Here is an 18,730-nt window from a genome sequence, read left to right on the forward strand (position 1 = left end):
GGCAGGTATCATCCAGCTTTGCCCGCCTTATGCTTCCATCCTGGGTAGCTACAGAGAGGGCGACGCCATCAGTGTAGGTTACTTGGCAAAGAGGTTTTCGATGTTGGCGAACGCCTTCAGCTCGACGGCATTGCCGCTCGGGTCTTTGAAAAACATGGTGGCCTGCTCACCCGGTTCGCCCTTGAAACGAATGTAGGGCTTGATGAGGAAATCGATGCCGGCTTTGGTAAGCTTTTCCGCAGCCGCGTTCCAGTCGTCCATCGGCAGGACGACACCGAAGTGGCGGACAGGCACACCATGACCGTCGACGGCATTCGTAGCGGCTTCTCCGGTTTCAGCAGGCGCAAGATGGGCGACAACCTGATGACCGTAGAAATTGAAGTCGATCCAGTCAGGTGAGCTGCGACCTTCAGAACATCCGAGAAGTTCGCCGTAGAACGCGCGGGCTGCTGTGAGATCGTTGACAGGGAAAGCCAGATGGAAGGGGTAAATCGGTGCGGTGGTCATTCGTCGTTCTCCATGGGTTGTCAGCAACGAACAACATTTAAGCGATGCAGAAAATTATGAAAAACTGTATATTGTGAGGCTCAGCCATAGGAATAGTTATAGAAGATGATTTCGGAACTGAAAACTCTGGTCGCAGTCTCCAGGTTTGGAACCTTTTCGGCGGCAGGTGATCGCATTGGGCTTACCCAAGCAGCGGTAAGCGGACAGATGAAGCGTCTGGAGGAGCAGGTAGGTATCGCCTTGTTCACACGCACGGGGCGATCCGCCGTCATCAATGCAGAAGGTTTGCGGGTACTTGAGCAAGCCAAGACCATCATCTCCATGTTCGATGATCTGGGGAAGCCCTGCGAACACAAGATGGCGACCGTCCTGAGGATAGGCGCCATCGCCTCAGTTCAGTCGACCCTGCTTGCCCGCGCTCTTGTCGTGTTCCGGGCGCGCTTCCCAACGCACCGTGTTCATATCGTACCAGGGATATCGCTCAATCTGTTCGATCAGGTCGACGCGGGCGAGCTTGATCTTGCTGTTGTCATCAAACCCTCCCATGGCGTACCGAAGGAACTGCGGTGGACGCCATTGATTGAGGAACCCTATGTCCTGGCCGTACCTTTGGACCTGGATGCCAGAGATTGGATTTCGATCCTCCAGCAGGAACCCTTTATCCGTTATGAACGAACGTCTTTTGGCGGGCGACAGGTTGACCGTTTTTGAAGTCCCAGTCGTTCTCAGTTCGGGAGTCGATCGAGGTCGACGACTTGCAGGCAATTCTCACTCTCGTCGGGAAAGGGTTGGGAGTAGCTATTTTGCCCATAACCGAATCCAATATGGCTTCAGCGTTGGGCGTACGCATGATTCCCCTAGGAAAACACCGATTGACCCGAGAGATCGGCATGTTGAGCACAACGCGGCCAGATGCAGCCGTCAATGCGCTCGTTGACTGCCTGCTCGAAGCACGTGAGTAAGCGAACCGTTCACAAACAGACATGGTGATCCCAAGACTGATGATGACTGGGTCAAGGCGACACCTCTACACGAATGGAACATTAAAGTCAGATGATAAGGTTGGTCAGGACTTCGCTGCGCGCGCGACCAGCCTCGATAGTGCTTGATCGATCGGCTCCGAACCTGCTGTCAGTTCCAAAATGACGTTGCGCATGTTCGGCTCGCCGATAATTCGTGTCAGACAGGTGGCTACGTCTTCTCTGGGGACATCGCCGTATGAGATAGCCACGTCGAGCTTGACTTGTCCCGTGCCAGGAGCATCCGACAGTGTGCCGGGACGGACAATGACCCATTCCAGATCCGAGGCGACGAGATAGGCATCCGAGAGCTTTTTGACGCGCATGTAGTTCTCGAAACCTGCCTTGCGATCACCCTCACGCAGGGCATCCGGGAACACCGATACCAATAGAAACCGCGGCACTTCCGCCTTTCGTGCCGCGTCCACGGCAAGCATTAGTCCCCGCCCGTCAATCGCATTGGTGACTTCTATTCCCGCACCACCGGCGCCAGCGGCGAAGACGACGACATCACTGCCTTTCATCTCCTGCGCCAACTCGTTGACGGTAAGCTTTGTGAGATCGCCCAAGACAGGGGTTGCGCCGAGAGTTTCCAGCTCACGAGTTTGTTCAGGCTTACGGTGTAGGGCCAAAGCATTGTGGCCAGCACCCGCAAGCTGCTTGATCAAATGTTGTGCGACTTTCCCCGCGCCGCCGACGATGAATACCCGTTTCATATGTTACCTTTAGTTAGGCTAGACTGCATCATTGCCAAAGCCGCCGATCCGATGCCTTGCAGTTCCTGTTGGCTCGCGCCGTCCGATAACCGTGCCAAACGTCTTGCAGGTCTAGGACCCGTTTTGGTTGAAGACGCAGCCTGAAGACTGCTCACGCAACCCGCAATATGCTTGTAGTTGCAACCTGAAAGGACTGATTATGACTAAACCGACCTACGTAGATGACCATGCGGCCATCACCGAAGTATTGAACAAGTATATTGAAGGCTGCAAGCAGGCCAATAGCGCAATCATGAAGCCCGCGTTCGCCGAAGAGGCAACGATATTTGGCATGGAGAACGGCAAACTGTCGAGTGGAGCGATCGAAGTTCTGTACAAGGGAATTGACACGGCCTTCCGTCCCTCGCCGGAAGCCCGTGCAGTGTTCGCCTATATGGATATCAACCACACCGCGGCCAGCGCTCGCGTCGATTCCAACGATGTGTCAGGTTTTTGCTTCACCGACTACTTCAATCTCCTGAAAATCGATGGAACGTGGACGATCATCGCAAAATCTACCACACCAACGACGCGCCTGCCGCCTGACAGGCGAATGCACGAGCGATATCTCACCAAAAAGGGTTGGCTGAATTGTCAGGCTATAATATCGCGCCATGTTGCGATCGGGATCACAACGCGTGACATGGAATGACTGGGGGCTATCCGACATGCTCTCAAGAATCCTGCCTTCAGAAGCAATCATCCAATGACAAATTTGAATCTGTTGAGCTTCATCAATTCACATCTTTGATGGGAATGCTGTGCTGCAAGGCAACTATCAACAAGTCTAATCGACCGTTTTTGATGACTTACGGGTTTGTACAAAGCGTGAGAGTTTGTAATCTTGTCGTCGCCCCAACGTATTATCGGTTGAAATGCGCTCGTGGATATCGACATCAGACGGGCAGTCCCAGCTGCTTTCGCAAGCTCTTGTCAAATGCGAATGCGGGGACGAAACGGCGCAGAAAACTGGCCTGGCGCGCCATTTTTCCCGCCGCATAGCGCCTCTTCGGAGCGGGATCGGTCGCAGCCGCCAAAATGGCTTTGGCTACCACGTCGGGAGAGTCGCCTTTTTCCATCGCTTTTCGCACGACTACGTTCATGCCAGCACGCGCAGAGTCGTAGATATCAAGCAACTGGTCTGGCTTGGCGAGATTATCTTCGAATAGCGTACGGGTGTAGGCGGGCTCGACCAATACAACGCGAATTCCGAATGGGCGCAGTTCATGATCAAGCGATTCAGAATAGCCTTCGATGGCATGTTTGGTCGATGAGTAAAGTGCGAAATAGGGAGCGGGGATAATCCCTTGCACCGAACTCAAATTAACGATTCTGCCCTTTTCTTGGCGTCGCATCGCCGGCAGCACCGCGTTGGTTACGCGCAAAACGCCGAAGACGTTCACGTCGAACAGTGCCTGGGCCTGGGTCATCGAGGACTCCTCCGCGCCACCAAGCAAACCCATGCCGGCATTATTGACCAGCAGATCGATGCGCCCGGCTTCGGCCAGCACGTCGTCAACCAGTTTCGCCACGGACGCATCGTCCGTCACGTCGCAAAGCAGCATGGTAACGCCGCCGCTCCTCTGCGCAACGGCACGACGGCTGGTTCCGAACACACGAAAGCCTGCGTTCTGCAGGGCTACAGCCGTTGCACGCCCGATGCCGCTGGATGCCCCCGTCACAAGGGCGATGCCGAGATTGGTCTTGTTCATGGAAATTACTTCTTTCTTTATGCTGGATCGCGTTTCGAAAATGTGGGTTGGCCTGTTGGCTGCAGGTCTGGTGTCGGGAAGAACAGGAACGGATAAAGACAGTGTTCAATCACCGGTTCAACCGATGCTCACACCGGTCAGTTCGTTCATCCATCTTCGGCGCGCGCAATGCGCCTGACTTCGCCAGCGGCTGCGTCAAGGATGCCTTGCGACAAATTCTCGTCCTGCATGATACGGGATAGTGTGACGGCGCCCACCATCAGAGACAGTACCGCCATTGCCTTGGCGCTGGGATCGGAGCTCTTGGTATCGTTCATCAGCTCATCCAGCACCCCAAAGTGAGCGCGGATACCGTCCTCAAATGGACGCCTGACCTCTTCACTTTGTCGCGCCGCGTCGGCCCCCAACGCCACCAATGGGCAGCCGTCTGCCTTTTCCCCACGATGATCCGGGGAAAGGTAGAACTCTATGACTGCTTCGAGGGGATTGGAGCTTGTTGCTGCAGCTGCCCACCATCTGTGCGTGGCGCTTTCCATCGCGCGCCTTGATGCGAGGGCGGCGAGGTCGTCCTTGGACGAGAACTGTTTATAGAATCCGCCTTGCGTCAGGCCGGCACCCTTCATCAGATCTTTCAGGCCAATCCCATCAAAGCCGTGTTCTCGAAACAGACGGCTCGCGACGTTGATTACCGTTTCCCGATTTTCCTCGGCCTGTGCGCGGCTCACTCTCATGTCGACCTCCGATTAGATTTCATTTGACATCTATAGCATAATTAGATTTAGATCGCAATCTAATTTGTGAAGATCACTCGTCAAGCAGAGAATGTAAAATGAAACGCAAATACGTCCTGACTTTCGTGGGTCTCCTGGGGGTGGCGGCCGCTGGCGGCGTTTTCCTTGTTTCCGAATCGACCGAACGAAGAGCTGAAGCCGCAGATCCGAGGACGGTTCCGCCGCTGGTAAGAGTTGCAGAGGCGAAGAAGACGGAGACAGCGGAGAGGTCGTTTACCGGCACCGTCGCTTCGCGCGTGCAGAGCAACCTCGGGTTCCGGGTTCCGGGTAAGATCGTCCAGCGGATGGTCGATGTGGGTCAGCAGGTGAGAAAAGGCCAGGTCCTGATGCGCATCGATGAAACCGATCTCCAGCTCGCGCTTACAGCGAAGCGCAATACGGTCATCGCAGCGCAGGCTGTCCTGCTCCAGGTACAGGCAGATGAGAAACGCTATGCGGCGCTGGTGAAGAACGGCTTGGCTGCCACCCCACAGCGATATGAACAGGCGAAAGCCGCCCTCGACACAGCCTCCGCCCAGCTGGCTGCGGCTGAGGCCGACGCCAAGGTCGCAGAAAACGCAGCCATCTATACGGTTCTTCTTGCAGATTCGGATGGAACAGTCGTCGCAACGCTTGGAGACCCCGGACAGGTTGTGGCAGCGGGCCAGACGGTCATTCAACTCGCGCAGGCTGGTCCGCGTGAAGCCGTTGTCTGGCTACCCGAGACTTTGCGGCCCGATATAGGATCCGAAGCGCAGGCACGTGTCTACGGAGGCGACGGTCTCAGCGGAAAGGCTAGGCTGCGACAGATCTCCGATGCCGCCGATCCGCAAACCCGTACTTACGAGGCACGCTATGTTCTCGACGGCGCTGCCGCCTCGGCTCCGCTCGGTTCGACGGTGACGATTAAAATCTTGGACGCGCACAGGCAGTCAGAGGTGGCTGTTCCAGTAGGCGCCATCCTGGACGATGGTAGCCGGACAGGCGTGTGGGTTGTCGACGGCGCCACTTCCACCGTGAAGTTCACGCCAGTCGAAATTAAACAGATCAGCGAGGAAATGGCATCTATCACCGGTATTGGCATTGGTGAGAAGGTGATCGCTCTGGGCGCACATCTTCTCGAAAATGGCGCAGCAGTCAGAATTGCCTCGCAGCAAGAGGTGACAAAATAATGAGCTTCAATCTCTCAGCCCTCGCAGTTCGCGAACGCGCCGTTACCTTATTCTTTATCGTTCTATTGGCTGCTGCGGGCGTATATGCCTTCGTCAAGCTGGGACGCGCGGARGATCCTTCCTTCACCATCAAGACTTTGACGGTCACTTCAGTCTGGCCAGGTGCCACTGCGCGTGAAATGCAGGATCTTGTCGCTGAGCCCCTTGAGAAGCGCATTCAGGAACTCACCTGGTATGATCGTGTCGAAACGACAACGCGGCCGGGCTACGCCTTCCTCACCGTGACTTTGAAAGATAGCATGCCGCCCGCCGCCGTCGAAGAGGAGTTCTATCAGGCTCGCAAGAAGCTTAGCGATGAAGCCCGAAACCTTCCGCCCGGCGTCATTGGTCCCTTCGTCAACGATGAATATTCTGATGTCAGCTTCGGTCTTTATGCACTGAAGGCGAAAGGGATGCCGATGCGCGACCTCGTGCGACAGGCGGAGGTCATCCGTCAGGATCTCCTGCATGTTCCCGGTGTGAAGAAAATCAACATCCTCGGGGAACGGCCCGAGCAGATCTTCGTCGAGTTCTCCTACGCCAAGCTGGCGACGCTTGGAATATCGGCAACCGATATCGCCGCGGCCTTGCAGAGACAGAATACGGTCACGCCTGCCGGCTCCATTGATACGCGTGGGCCACAGGTATTCATCCGTTTTGACGGAGCCTACAACAGCGTGCAGGCGATTGCCGATACGCCGATCGCAGCGGCCGGACGCACTCTAAAACTTTCCGACTTGGCTGATATTCGGCGCGGGTACGAAGATCCGGCGACTTACGTCATCCGCCATGAGGGCGAGCCGGCAATCATGCTGGGTGCCGTGATGCAACAGGGCTGGAATGGTCTTGATCTCGGCAAGGCGCTTGAAGCGCGATCCGCCGCAATCGCGCAGACACTGCCGCTGGGCATGGTGCTCACCAAAGTCAGTGATCAGGCCGTTAACATCGAAGAGGCGGTTGGCGAATTCATGCTCAAGTTCGCTATGGCGCTTGGCGTAGTACTGTTCGTGAGCCTGGTTGCCCTTGGTTGGCGCGTCGGCGTCGTTGTGGCGCTTGCTGTACCGCTGACGCTTGCCGTTGTGTTCCTCATCATGCTGGAAACCGGCAGGTTTTTCGACCGTATCACGCTCGGTGCATTAATCCTGGCGCTCGGATTGCTGGTTGATGATGCAATCATTGCCATTGAGGTGATGGTCGTGAAAATGGAAGAGGGCATGGATCGCATCAAGGCAGCCGCCTATGCCTGGAGCCATACCGCAGCACCTATGTTGTCGGGAACACTCGTTACAATCATAGGATTGATGCCGGTTGGCTTTGCCAGATCAACCGCGGGGGAATATGCCGGCAACATCTTCTGGGTGGTAGGGTTCGCGCTAATTGTTTCCTGGTTCGTCGCGGTGATCTTCACGCCCTATCTGGGCGTCAAAATGCTGCCCGACATCAAACCGGTCGAAGGTGGACATCACGCCATTTATGATACGGCGAACTACCGTCGCCTGCGCTCGCTTATCGAGTTCGCGGTTCGGCATAAATTTATGACGTGCGCAGTCGTTGGCATCGCGATGGCTGTCTCAGTCGTCGGGATGGGAGGCGTAAAACAGCAGTTCTTCCCGACATCGGATCGGCCTGAAGTACTGGTCGAAGTTCGCATGCCCGAAGGCACGAGCATTGAAACCACGACAGCCGCAGTGGAGAAAGTCGAGGGTTGGCTGCAAGCTCAGCCGGAAGCAAAAATCGTCACCAGCTATGTAGGGCAGGGTGCCCCGCGCTTTTTCTTTGCCATGGCACCTGAATTGCCCGACCCTGCCTTCGCCAAGGTCGTTGTGCTCACCCCCGATGCGCACGCACGCGAGGCTTTGAAGCATCGCCTGCGAGCCGCCGTTTCGGACGGGCTTGTTCCTGAGGCATCTGTGCGCGTAACACAGCTTGTCTTTGGCCCCTACACGCCGTTTCCGGTCGAGTTTCGGATCATGGGACCGGATCCGGATGAACTTTACAAAATCTCCGAACAGGCTCTTGCTATCATGAAAAGCGTTCCAGATATCCGACAGCCCAACCGGGATTGGGGCAACCGAACTCCGGTGCTGCGGTTTGTCCCGGACCAGGATCGGCTCAATCTGATCGGTCTCTCACCCTCTGAGGCAGCCCAGCAGATGCAATTGCTGCTCAGCGGCATCCCAGTTACTCAAGTGCGCGACAACATCCGCAATGTTCCTGTTGTCGCGCGTAGCGCGGGTGACAACCGGCTTGATCCTTCAAGGCTGGGCGATTTCTCGCTCATGAGCAGGGATGGCCATCAGGTCCCCCTTGATCAGATCGGCCATTCCGAGATCCGGTTTGAAGAGCCAATCCTGAAACGCCGCGACCGCACCCCGGTGATTACGGTACGCTCTGACATCAACGAAGCGACACAACCCCCGGAGGTCTCACAGCAGGTCATGAAGGCGCTTCAACCACTGATCGCCTCGCTTCCTGTCGGGTATCGCATTGAAATGGGCGGCAACATCGAGGAATCCCTCAAGGCCAATGTCGCACTCGTCAAGATATTCCCGGCCATGATTGCAGCGATGTTGATCGTCATCATCCTCCAGGTTCGCAGCCTGTCAACGATGACGATGGTCATGTTGACTGCGCCACTCGGACTTGCCGGGGTCGTCCCGACGTTGCTTGTCTTCAATCAACCTTTCGGCTTTAACGCCATTCTCGGGTTGATAGGATTGGCAGGTATCCTCATGCGCAACACGTTGATCCTGACAGAACAAATCAAGGAAAATCAAGCTGCCGGTCTCGATGACTATCACGCCGTTATTGAAGCGACGGTGCAGCGGACGCGTCCTGTCATCCTGACAGCGCTGGCTGCGATCCTCGCCTTCATACCTTTGACTCATTCGGTATTCTGGGGATCGATGGCCTATACGCTGATTGGCGGAACGGCTGCGGGCACCGTCATGATCCTGCTCTTCCTTCCAGCTCTGTACGCAGTGTGGTTCCGCATCAAGCCAACCGCGGATGAGATGCCCAGGCCTGTCGTACTTGCAGACGCACGGGCAATGAACACGCCAAGGGCTGCAGAATAGATACTGCTCAACGAAGGATGGATTTACGGGCGGAGCAATCCTGGATTTTACGAAAGGACAGGTAATGAAAATTGGAATTGTAGGTGCTGGAAATATTGGTGCTACTCTGGCGAGAAAGCTCGTGACCGATGGCCATGGCGTCAAAATTTCCAATTCGAAGGGAACCCGAGACCATCTGGGATGTCGCGCTGCCTGACCTTCAAAATGACGCGGCTTGGCAATGTTAAGAATGTCCTGTCCATGGCCGAAGCCGATCTGCCGGCGCCGACCAATGCGCTAGTGCGGTTTGGATTGCCCGAAGAAGACATCGGGCTAGTCGTGCTGTTCCTTGCTACCAAGAACGCGCCATTCATCACCGGCTATAACCTCACGCCTTTTGGTGGCTCGGTCATCGACGCTGCACGCTGAAACCGCCCCAAAATGTCGCTGACCTCTATCCGATACGGCTTGGGCTCTGCTGTTGACGAAATATCCCTCAATTGAACTTAAGGAACCTAGGTGGCCATACTTCCCACCACATTGCTCTTCGCCTCCGCCTTCGCAGTTGCCCTTATCGCTCTTTCATTCCCGATCTTGCTACGGCGCCTGAAGGTTGGGATATGGTTGGAGACAGCACAGATGAAGGGCTGCGTTGGCGTATCCAGCGCAGAGCAACTTCATCGAATACGTACCGCTTGGCTTCGATCGTTCTGACGATCGGAGCATTGTTGGTCCTCGGACGAGTTACCTTTTAATCGACTACCCGGATATCAAGGTCGAACTCAGTGCTGATGCCGACCTGACTGATATCACCGCTCATGGATTCAATGCAGGTGTGCGGTTGGGCGAGCAAGTTGCCAATGACATGATTTCGGTGCGGATCGGCCCTGACATTCGTTTCGTGGTTGTCGGAAGCCCAAGCTACTTTGCAGATCATGCTCCACCCATCATACCGCAGGATCTGGTCGGACACACATGTATCAATCTCCGTCTCGCTACATTCGGCGGCTTATATGCCTGGGAACTTGAAAAGGATAATCAGGAACTGAAGGTGCGGGTCGAAGGACAATTGATCTTTAACAACGTATTTCACGTGCTCAATGCCGCGCTGTGCGGATTTGGACTTGCCTTTGTGCCTGAGGATTTGGCGCGGCCACACCTTGCCGGAGATCAGCTACGCCAAGTCCTCAATGACTGGTGCCCGCCTTGGCCGGGATACCATCTATACTATCCAAGCCGACGTCAGGCATCACCCGCCTTCGCCCTGTTGCTAGAGGCTTTGCGCTTCCGCTCGTAAGTTGGCGATCAAGGCGTGGTATTATTTCTGCGTCGAAAATCGAGGATCGCTGATTCCTCAACGTCCCCCTTGCTTAACGAGCGCTGTCGATAATCGAACCTCCATCCGGTGTCAGGCTTGGGGAACGCAACTGCACAAAAGTCGGGCAAAAATCATGCTGTTGGTGAGCGCTTCAAGGTGCAAAGAACCGCTCGTCCATCGGATGAGCAATGCTCAATTGCTAAGCATGTCGTCAATAATCTGCGCAAGCAGAGAACATTCCGAAAAGAAATATAAAGTAAAATCAATGCCATACAGTTTGGCATGCTTCTTGCTTTCTTCATAGCAGAGTTGGTGGCTAGGGTTCCGGCGCTTAAAAAGCGTGCTGGTCCGAGAGCTGCCACCGGTAGGGGACACATCCCGCCGGATGCACGGCGGGATAAAAGCCCGGGAGACCTCGTTGGCCAAGGGATTGGCGGCGCGATGGTCTATGCCAATCCCTTTTTTGAAAAGAAGCAAAAGGGGAATTTTAATGCATATTCTTTCAAAAATGCTCTCGATTACCGTTTTGGGCGTCTCGTTGGCGTTGGGGATCACCGCTGTTGCCGACGCTGCACCAAAGAATGATTTCAAAGTTGCATGGTCGATTTACGTCGGCTGGATGCCGTGGGGTTATGCGGCCGATCATGGGATCGTCAAGAAATGGGCGGATAAATACGGCATCAAAATCGAGGTCACCCAGTTTAACGATTACGTGGAGTCGATGAACCAGTACACGGCGGGGGCCTTCGATGCGGTAACGCTCACCAACATGGACGGTCTTTCCATTCCGGCCGCTGGTGGTGTTGATACAACAGCCGTAATTGTCGGCGACTTCTCCAGCGGCAATGATGCTGTGATCCTTAAGAACAAGACCACGCTCGCAGATATCAAAAATCAAAACGTTAATCTTGTCGAATATTCGGTATCGCACTACCTGCTGGCCCGAGCGCTGGAAAGTATCAAACTGACTGAGCGCGACGTGAAAGTCGTCAACACCTCCGACGCCGACATGGTTGCTGCCTACAAGGCCACCGATGTGAATGCGGTCGTTACATGGAATCCGCTCGTTTCGACCATTCTTGAAGAGCCAACTGCCAGGAGAGTGTTCGACAGTTCACAGATACCCGGCGAAATCATTGATCTGATGGTGGCGAATTCGGGTGTTCTCAAAGACAATCCCAATTTCGGCAAGGCCCTCGCAGGTATCTGGTTTGAAACCGCGGCGTTGCTGACAGCAAGCAGCGATGACGGCAGGGCGGCCCGAGAGGCGATGGGGTCTGCCTCCGGGACGGATCTGAAGGGTTTCGAAGCCCAACTTGCTGCCACGAAACTCTTCAGTAAGCCGACTGACGCGGTTGAATTCATAACCTCCAAAAACCTGCCGAAGACGATGAACCTCGTGCGCACGTTCCTTTTCGAGAAGGGGCTGCTCGGCAGTGGTGCAGCGTCCCCCGATGTTATCGGCATCGAAATGCCAGACGGGCAGATTCTCGGTGACAGCAGCAACGTAAAACTGCGTTTCACCGAGACTTACATGAGGGCAGCGGCCGATGGCTCGCTCTGAGCGATAGTCTGGCGCGGCTCAGTTCGCGCCGCTTCCGTTTCTCATCTGAGGATTTAGTCCATGCGCTGGATCAACATAAAACCGAGTCGGGGTACGCAGGTCATCTTACTGCTGTTGCCATTCGTATTGATCATTGTTGCCTATACAATGGGATCGGTCGCACGGCTGACGGAAAATCCAAATGACAAGCTGTTGCCCAGTCTTGCGGGTTTTGCCGATGCCATCAATCGTGTGGCCTTCCTGCCGGACCCGCGGACCGGCGAATATCTGCTCTGGTCCGACACCGCAGCGAGCTTGATCCGCCTTTTCGCGGGATTGGGCATTTCGACGTTAACGGCATTACTTCTCGGCATGGCCATTGGCATGCTGCCTTATCTCAGGGCGTTGCTCTCGCCCTTCGTTGCCGTCATTTCCATGGTGCCACCCTTGGCACTCTTGCCGATCCTCTTCATCGTGATGGGCCTAGGCGAAGTCTCCAAGATCGCACTGATCGTCATCGGTGTAGCGCCAACTATGATCCGCGATCTTACTCTCAAAGCCCTCGAACTGCCCCGGGAGCAAATTATCAAAGCTGAAACACTCGGTGGTTCGTCGTGGCAGATCGCGCTGCGCGTCGTGCTGCCGCAGGTATTGCCGCGGATTATCACGTGTCTGAGGTTGCAGCTCGGTCCTGCCTGGCTTTTCCTTATCGCTGCCGAGGCCATATCATCGGACTCGGGGCTTGGTTACCGCATCTTCCTTGTCCGCCGCTATCTCTCCATGGACATCATTTTTCCCTATGTTGTCTGGATCACGTTACTTGCGGTTGTCACCAATTACATTCTCGACCGCGTTCGCATTGCTGTCTTCCCGTGGTCCGAGTTGGAGAAGCAGGCATGAGCGAACTCATTATCCGGAATGTCTGGAAGGAATATGGCGACCAGATCGTCCTCGAGAGCGTGTCGTTGACAGTCGAATCCCGCGCTTTTGTCGCCCTTGTCGGGCCATCGGGCTGCGGCAAGACTACCTTTCTGCGCATATTGCTCGGCCAGGAACAACCCACCCGGGGCACGATACTGGTTGACGGTGATCCGATACCGACAGAGCCAGGGCGGGACCGTGGGGTCGTGTTTCAGCGTTATTCTGTGTTTCCGCATCTGACTGTGTTGGGGAACGTTCTACTAGGAAAGGAATTCTCCAACTCACGCCGCATAGCCAAGCTCTTTGGAGTTGCGCGGCGCAATGCTGTCGAAGAAGCTCGCGAGCTCATAGCGGAAGTTGGCCTTTCGGGCGCTGAACAGAAGTACCCCGCTCAGCTGTCGGGCGGCATGCAGCAACGTCTGGCGCTCGCTCAGGCGTTGTTCATGAAACCGAAAGTCCTGCTACTCGATGAACCGTTTGGAGCGCTTGATCCCGGTATCCGCTCAGAGATCCACACGTTGATGAAGCGGTTGTGGCACGAAACACAAATGACCGTAGTCATGGTTACGCACGATATCCGCGAAGCCTTCACTCTTGCCAGCCGCGTCGTCGCCTTCGAACGCCGGCGGGACCGCCCCGAAGAAAAGCAGCGTTACGGCGCGACCATCACCAAGGACATTTCCATCTGGCCACCTCGTCTTGCAGGCGTGCCATCGAAGTTCAGCCCCGATCGGGACGGCCCGATCAATTCTCTAGGGTATCACCGGGACGACCCGGCATTGTCAGGAGAATAACCATTATGCATATCAGACGTTCTGCAGAAGAGATCGCCGCAAACCGTCGGCGCTACGAGGAGCATCAGCGCAAAGGACTGGAGTTCGCACCGAAGGTATTGCCAGCACCAAGCGCACTGTCTGCACCTGTGATTGAGAAAGCTTCTATAATCCACGCCGAAACCATTCCAGGGGGTTGGTATTGGTCGACAGCACTGAAGTGCGGGGAGACTATCCGTATAGAGCAAGAGGGCGCGCCTTCGACCGTCGCCTTGGTGGCCTGGAATGCAAACGACACCAGCGAAAAGTTAAGCCTTGTGGATACGGTCAAGGTGCAATGGACAATCGCTCTCGGCAAGGGCCGCGTCATCTTCTCGGATATGGGCCGGGTTATGCTCTCGATCGTGGAAGACAGTTCGGGGGCCCACGATTGCTTGCTGGGTGGATCCACGGCAGCATCGAATTCCGCCAAATATCCAGGTGCAAAGACGCGCAACACGCGGGATAATCTGGTGCTTTTAGCCGGAAAGCTCGGCCTTGAGCGCCCTGATATTCCCGTTGTACTCAATCTGTTTGCTCCTGTCCGTGTTGACGACGAAGGGCGCTTTCAGTGGCAAAGCCAGCTTGCGAACAATGGAGACTATGTTGAGCTGCGCGCCGAGATGGATCTGATTATCGGCCTCTCGAATTGCCCCCATCCTTTAGATCCCGACCCCATCTATGCGCCGGATGCGCTGAACGTGACACGCTTCCGTTCCGCGGCACCTACAGCAGATGATTTATCCCGCACTGCCACCGCCGAAGCTGTTCGCGGCTTTGAAAACAATGCGCTGATGTTGGCCTAAGGAGTAAACGACAATGACAGATTTCACTCCAACAGCTGCATCAAACAACCTTGATGAATTTGTCCAGGAATATTTCATTCCCGCAGAAGCGCCCTGGTCCGGTATCGTGCGCAAGGGGCAGAGAATCCGTATCGAGGATAGTTATGGCCAGCAAGCAATCGACACGCTGTTCTACCGTGCCGATGATTATTCCGAGCGTTATTCCAATCAGGACACAATGCGGGAGCAGGGCGCCGCCTACATAGGTATAGGCACAAGAATTATATCGAACGAAGGCAATGTCATGTTGAAGATGACGGCTGACAGCTGTGGCCGTCACGATACATCCGCTGGTGCATGTTCCTGCGAAAGCAATACGGTGCGTTTCGGCCATAGCGCCAGATACCTACATTCCTGCCGGGACAATTTCGTGCTTGAAGTGATGAAGCATGGCATGAGCAAACGAGACATCGTGCCGAACATCAACTTCTTCATGAACGTACCTATCAAGCCGAATGGTGAGATGACGATTGTCGATGGTATTTCCTCACCGGGTGACTACGTCGAACTGGTCGCAGAGATGGATGTGCTTTGCGTCATTTCCAATTGTCCGCAGATCAACAATCCATGCAATGGCTTTGATCCGACGCCGATACGAGTCCTTATTGGGGACACGGCATCCCTTGCCGGGGCCTGAGATATGTTCAAGAAGATTCTCATCGCCAATCGGGGCGAAATCGCAGTGCGTGTTATACGGACATTGAAAAAGATGGGCATTGCCTCTGTGGCCGTCTATTCCGATGCAGACCGTTTTACCAAGCATGCGCTACTCGCTGACGAGGCAATCCATCTCGGGTCTGCGCCCGCCAGCGACAGCTATCTGAACGTCGATGCGGTCATTGCAGCCTGCAAGTTGACCGGGGCGGAAGCCGTGCATCCCGGGTATGGGTTCCTGTCCGAGAACATCGGTTTTGCTGAGCGGCTAGCGGTTGAAGGTATTGCCTTCATCGGTCCGCGACCGGAACATCTTTCGGCATTCAGCTTGAAACATACGGCCCGCGAGCTCGCGGAGGCAGGCGGTGTGCCTCTGCTCCCGGGCAGCGGCCTTCTGGAAGATATCGACGACGCACTTACCGCTGCAGAAAAGATCGGCTATCCGGTCATGTTGAAGAGCACCGCCGGCGGCGGCGGTATCGGCATGCAGCTCTGTGACGGCATTGCGAACCTGCGTGCCGCGTTCGAAAGCGTACAGCGAATCGCGCGTGCCAGTTTCGGCGATGCCCGGGTCTACATCGAACGCTTCGTGGCCGATGCCCGGCACGTTGAAGTCCAGATTTTTGGCGACGGCAAGGGCAAGGTTGTGGCTCTCGGGGAGCGGGACTGTTCCCTGCAGCGCCGAAATCAGAAAGTCTTGGAGGAGACGCCTGCGCCCGGTCTTTCCTCAACGACGCGCGCGCGGCTCCACAAGGCTGCGACAGATCTTGGTTCTTCGGTTTGCTATGAATCGGCTGGTACGGTCGAGTTCATTTACGATCCCATCCGGGAAGAATTCTATTTCCTCGAAGTCAACACAAGGTTACAGGTAGAGCATCCCGTTACTGAAGTCGTATTTGGTATCGATCTTGTCGAATGGATGATCCGCCAGGCTGCAGGCGAAGCCATCCTTTCCGGTGTCGATTTGCTCACACCGAAAGGTGCTGCGATTGAAGTTCGTGTTTATGCGGAAATGCCGCATGCGGATTTTCGGCCGAGCGCGGGTCTTCTGACAGAAGTTGTCTTTCCTGAAGGTGTTCGTGTCGATAGCTGGATCGAAACCGGGACCGAGGTGACCGCCTTCTATGATCCGATGCTCGCCAAACTGATAGTCGCAGCTGAGGATCGCCCTGCCGCGATCAAAAAGTTGAAGGCAGCATTAGCCAATACCGCGATCTCCGGTATCGAGACCAATCTGGATTATCTGCGGGCGATCTCAGATTCGGAGTTCCTTGCAAGTGGCAGGGTCGCTACCACGGCTCTGCGCGATTTCTTGTTCGTTCCGGATATTGTCGAAGTTCTGGCTCCCGGTGCTCAGTCCAGCATTCAGGAACTGCCAGGCCGTCTTGGTCTCTGGAATGTCGGCGTACCACCGAGCGGCCCGATGGACGAGAGGTCTTTCCGCAACGCCAACCGCCTCGTTGGCAACGACGACGCTACGACCGGGCTTGAACTAACGGTATCCGGACCAACACTGCGCTTTTATAGGGATGCCGAAGTGGCCCTGACGGGAGCGCGAATGACCATGACTTGCGATGGTGAAGTGCTGGAGCACGGCAAGGCGATCACAATACGTGCCGGCCAACTGCTTTCGATCGGAGCTATCGAGGGTGCTGGTCAGCGCGCCTATCTTGCTATCAGGGGCGGATTTTCCGCGCCGGTTGTGCTCGGTTCACGTGCCACCTTTGGGCTTGGCCAATTCGGCGGCAACGCTACCGGTACACTCAAGACGGGCCACGTGCTGCATCTAGCGCGCAATAAGCCCGTTGGGGCCTTGAAGCTCGCATTGGAGCCCGCCGAAATCACACAGGAATGGCAGGTGGGCGTGCTCTACGGGCCGCACGGCGCACCGGATTTTTTTCAGCAGGAAGACATTGATGTCTTTTTTTCTAGCGCTTACGAGGTGCATTTCAATAGTGCGCGCACCGGCGTCCGGTTGATTGGTCCGGCACCAAAATGGGCGCGCAGCGACGGAGGCGAAGCGGGTCTTCACCCATCAAACCTGCATGACAATGCCTATGCCGTTGGCGCAATTGATTTCACCGGCGACATGCCGATCATCCTCGGTCCCGACGGGCCGAGCCTTGGCGGCTTTGTTTGCCCTGCCGTGATTGCCCGGGACGAACAGTGGAAAATGGGACAGTTCAAACCCGGAGACAGCATCCGGTTCCATCCGGTTATCCGGCCGGACGATCCCATAGTCGGGCCTGCCATCCGCCGGAAGAGTTCCGATGTCGGATCAGCCATAGTCGGTGAGTGGAATAATGGACCGGTTTCTGTGGTTTACCGCCGTCAGGGCGATGACAATCTGCTTGTCGAATATGGGCCGATGGCGCTCGATATCGCACTTAGACTGCGGGTGCATTTGCTGATGACAGCCACCTCGAAGGCCGGGCTTCCCGGACTGATTGACCTTACCCCGGGCATCCGTTCGCTGCAGATTCATTATGACGGCACCACGCTGACACGCAAGCGGCTTCTACAGTTTCTGGCGGAAATCGAGGCGGACCTGCCGTCAGCGGAGGAGGTGACCGTGCCCAGCCGGATCGTCCATTTGCCGCTATCATGGAATGATGCGGATGCGGAACTTGCCATGCGCAAATATCAAGAACTTGTTCGGCCGAACGCCCCATGGTGCCCTTCCAATATTGAGTTCATACGGCGCATTAACGGACTTCCCGATGAACAGGCGGTGAAAGACATCGTCTTCGACGCCAGTTATCTTGTGCTTGGATTGGGGGATGTCTATCTCGGCGCTCCGGTTGCAACCCCCATCGATCCGCGCCATCGCCTTGTCACCACAAAATACAATCCTGCCCGGACCTGGACGCCGGAAAACGCCGTTGGCATCGGCGGTGCCTATATGTGCATCTACGGCATGGAAGGGCCGGGCGGTTATCAGCTTTTCGGCCGCACCATTCAGATCTGGAACACCTGGCGGCAGACGCCGGCTTTCGCAAACGGCAACCCATGGCTGCTGAATTTCTTCGATCAGATACGCTTTTTCCCAGTCAGCCATCAGGAGCTGCAGAAAGCGCGTGCTGCCTTTCCGCATGGTGGCTATCCAGTCAAAATCGAAGAGACGGAGTTTTCCTATGCTGCTTACGCGGAGGAATTGAAGCGGAATTCGCAATCCATCGTGCAGTTCAAGGACAGGCAGCAAGCCGCTTTCGATGCAGAACGGAACCGCTGGAAGCAAGCGGGGCTAGATAGTTTCGTGAGTGAGGACGCTGCGTGGGAGCCACCGGTCTCTAATATTCCGGCTGGCTGCTTCGGCGTTGCGAGCAGCATTCAGGGGAATATCTGGAAACTGCTTGTCGAGCCAGGCGCATCCGTGGCTGCGGGTGATGCGCTTGCCATTATCGAATCCATGAAAATGGAGTTTCAAGTCAATTCTCATGCGGCTGGCCGTGTCCGCGAACTGCGCGTCGCACCCGGGCGAAATGTCAAGGTCGGCGACATTATTGTCATTCTGGAGGACTGTTAACATGCTGCCGACGATTCTCGATCTCTCAAGCCTTCGCGTCGCCTACCAAGCTGGCCTGACACCACTTGATCTGGTTGAAGC

The 18,730-nt window shown here is 55.7% G+C and carries 15 protein-coding genes, 3 pseudogenes and 1 riboswitch; of the genes and pseudogenes, 14 read left to right on the forward strand and 4 right to left on the reverse strand.

Annotation, left to right across the window (positions count from 1 at the left end; translation table 11 throughout):
• Positions 1 to 78: 78 nt before the first annotated feature.
• Positions 79 to 507 (reverse strand): VOC family protein, encoded by a 429-nt coding sequence (locus tag AB4Y96_RS15765; protein ID WP_441918385.1) that lies wholly within the window; start codon positions 505 to 507, stop codon positions 79 to 81.
• Between the two features lie 105 nt (positions 508 to 612).
• Here AB4Y96_RS15765 and AB4Y96_RS15770 point away from each other — a divergent pair, with 105 nt between their 5' ends.
• Both AB4Y96_RS15770 and AB4Y96_RS15775 read left to right on the forward strand, forming a co-directional pair.
• On the forward strand, positions 613 to 1,218 hold the full coding sequence (locus tag AB4Y96_RS15770; RefSeq protein WP_441918386.1) for a LysR family transcriptional regulator: 606 nt from the start codon (positions 613 to 615) through the stop codon (positions 1,216 to 1,218).
• A 44-nt stretch (positions 1,219 to 1,262) separates the two neighbouring features.
• Positions 1,263 to 1,469 carry a hypothetical protein gene (locus AB4Y96_RS15775; RefSeq protein WP_441918402.1) on the forward strand — a complete coding sequence of 69 codons (207 nt, stop codon included), beginning with the start codon at positions 1,263 to 1,265 and terminating at the stop codon, positions 1,467 to 1,469.
• A gap of 104 nt (positions 1,470 to 1,573) precedes the next feature.
• Here the strand turns inward: AB4Y96_RS15775 and AB4Y96_RS15780 are convergent, their stop codons facing one another.
• A complete protein-coding gene (locus tag AB4Y96_RS15780) occupies positions 1,574 to 2,242 on the reverse strand; it encodes an NAD(P)H-binding protein (protein ID WP_441918387.1) in 669 nt (222 codons plus the stop codon).
• A gap of 199 nt (positions 2,243 to 2,441) precedes the next feature.
• On the opposite strand from AB4Y96_RS15780, the gene AB4Y96_RS15785 reads away from it, so the two are divergent.
• Entirely contained in the window at positions 2,442 to 2,933 is a 492-nt protein-coding gene (locus AB4Y96_RS15785; protein WP_441918388.1) for a nuclear transport factor 2 family protein, read from the forward strand.
• A 244-nt stretch (positions 2,934 to 3,177) separates the two neighbouring features.
• On the opposite strand, the gene AB4Y96_RS15790 is transcribed toward AB4Y96_RS15785, so the two are convergent.
• Together AB4Y96_RS15790 and AB4Y96_RS15795 are read right to left on the reverse strand one after the other, a co-directional pair.
• Positions 3,178 to 3,993, reverse strand: coding sequence for an oxidoreductase (locus tag AB4Y96_RS15790; protein ID WP_441918389.1), 816 nt, complete (start codon positions 3,991 to 3,993; stop codon positions 3,178 to 3,180).
• Between the two features lie 146 nt (positions 3,994 to 4,139).
• Complete coding sequence (locus AB4Y96_RS15795; protein ID WP_441918390.1) at positions 4,140 to 4,724, reverse strand: TetR/AcrR family transcriptional regulator; 585 nt, start codon at positions 4,722 to 4,724, stop codon at positions 4,140 to 4,142.
• Positions 4,725 to 4,822: 98 nt separating this feature from the next.
• On the opposite strand from AB4Y96_RS15795, the gene AB4Y96_RS15800 reads away from it, so the two are divergent.
• The 11 genes and pseudogenes from AB4Y96_RS15800 (at position 4,823) to uca (ending at position 18,649) form a co-directional block, all read left to right on the forward strand.
• A complete protein-coding gene (locus tag AB4Y96_RS15800; protein WP_441918391.1) occupies positions 4,823 to 5,935 on the forward strand; it encodes an efflux RND transporter periplasmic adaptor subunit in 1,113 nt (370 codons plus the stop codon).
• Positions 5,935 to 9,051, forward strand: a complete 3,117-nt coding sequence (locus AB4Y96_RS15805) for an efflux RND transporter permease subunit (protein ID WP_441918392.1) — start codon at positions 5,935 to 5,937, stop codon at positions 9,049 to 9,051. The genes AB4Y96_RS15800 and AB4Y96_RS15805 overlap by 1 nt, the downstream gene beginning before the upstream one ends.
• A gap of 64 nt (positions 9,052 to 9,115) precedes the next feature.
• Positions 9,116 to 9,214 (forward strand): annotated as a pseudogene (locus AB4Y96_RS15810) (NAD(P)-binding domain-containing protein); the annotation flags it as partial.
• Positions 9,215 to 9,273: 59 nt separating this feature from the next.
• Positions 9,274 to 9,459 (forward strand): annotated as a pseudogene (locus AB4Y96_RS15815) (3-oxoacyl-ACP reductase); the annotation flags it as partial.
• Positions 9,460 to 9,751: 292 nt separating this feature from the next.
• Positions 9,752 to 10,327, forward strand: a pseudogene (locus AB4Y96_RS15820) (LysR substrate-binding domain-containing protein); the annotation flags it as partial.
• Positions 10,328 to 10,653: 326 nt separating this feature from the next.
• Positions 10,654 to 10,762: riboswitch (guanidine-I (ykkC/yxkD leader) on the forward strand.
• Positions 10,763 to 10,838: 76 nt separating this feature from the next.
• On the forward strand, positions 10,839 to 11,912 hold the full coding sequence (locus AB4Y96_RS15825; RefSeq protein WP_441918403.1) for a putative urea ABC transporter substrate-binding protein: 1,074 nt from the start codon (positions 10,839 to 10,841) through the stop codon (positions 11,910 to 11,912).
• Between the two features lie 60 nt (positions 11,913 to 11,972).
• Positions 11,973 to 12,791 (forward strand): ABC transporter permease, encoded by an 819-nt coding sequence (locus AB4Y96_RS15830; RefSeq protein ID WP_091881897.1) that lies wholly within the window; start codon positions 11,973 to 11,975, stop codon positions 12,789 to 12,791.
• Entirely contained in the window at positions 12,788 to 13,606 is an 819-nt protein-coding gene (locus AB4Y96_RS15835) for an ABC transporter ATP-binding protein (RefSeq protein ID WP_091881894.1), read from the forward strand. The genes AB4Y96_RS15830 and AB4Y96_RS15835 overlap by 4 nt, the downstream gene beginning before the upstream one ends.
• 2 nt (positions 13,607 to 13,608) lie before the next feature.
• Positions 13,609 to 14,430, forward strand: a complete 822-nt coding sequence (locus AB4Y96_RS15840) for an urea amidolyase associated protein UAAP1 (RefSeq protein WP_441918404.1) — start codon at positions 13,609 to 13,611, stop codon at positions 14,428 to 14,430.
• Positions 14,431 to 14,443: 13 nt separating this feature from the next.
• Positions 14,444 to 15,106: an urea amidolyase associated protein UAAP2 gene (locus AB4Y96_RS15845; RefSeq protein WP_091881891.1), complete on the forward strand. Its 663-nt coding sequence runs from the start codon at positions 14,444 to 14,446 to the stop codon at positions 15,104 to 15,106.
• Between the two features lie 3 nt (positions 15,107 to 15,109).
• Positions 15,110 to 18,649, forward strand: coding sequence for an urea carboxylase (gene uca / locus AB4Y96_RS15850; protein WP_441918393.1), 3,540 nt, complete (start codon positions 15,110 to 15,112; stop codon positions 18,647 to 18,649).
• Positions 18,650 to 18,730: the final 81 nt, after the last annotated feature.

Source organism: Phyllobacterium sp. TAF24, from assembly GCF_052113785.1.
In the GTDB taxonomy this organism is placed as follows: domain Bacteria; phylum Pseudomonadota; class Alphaproteobacteria; order Rhizobiales; family Rhizobiaceae; genus Phyllobacterium.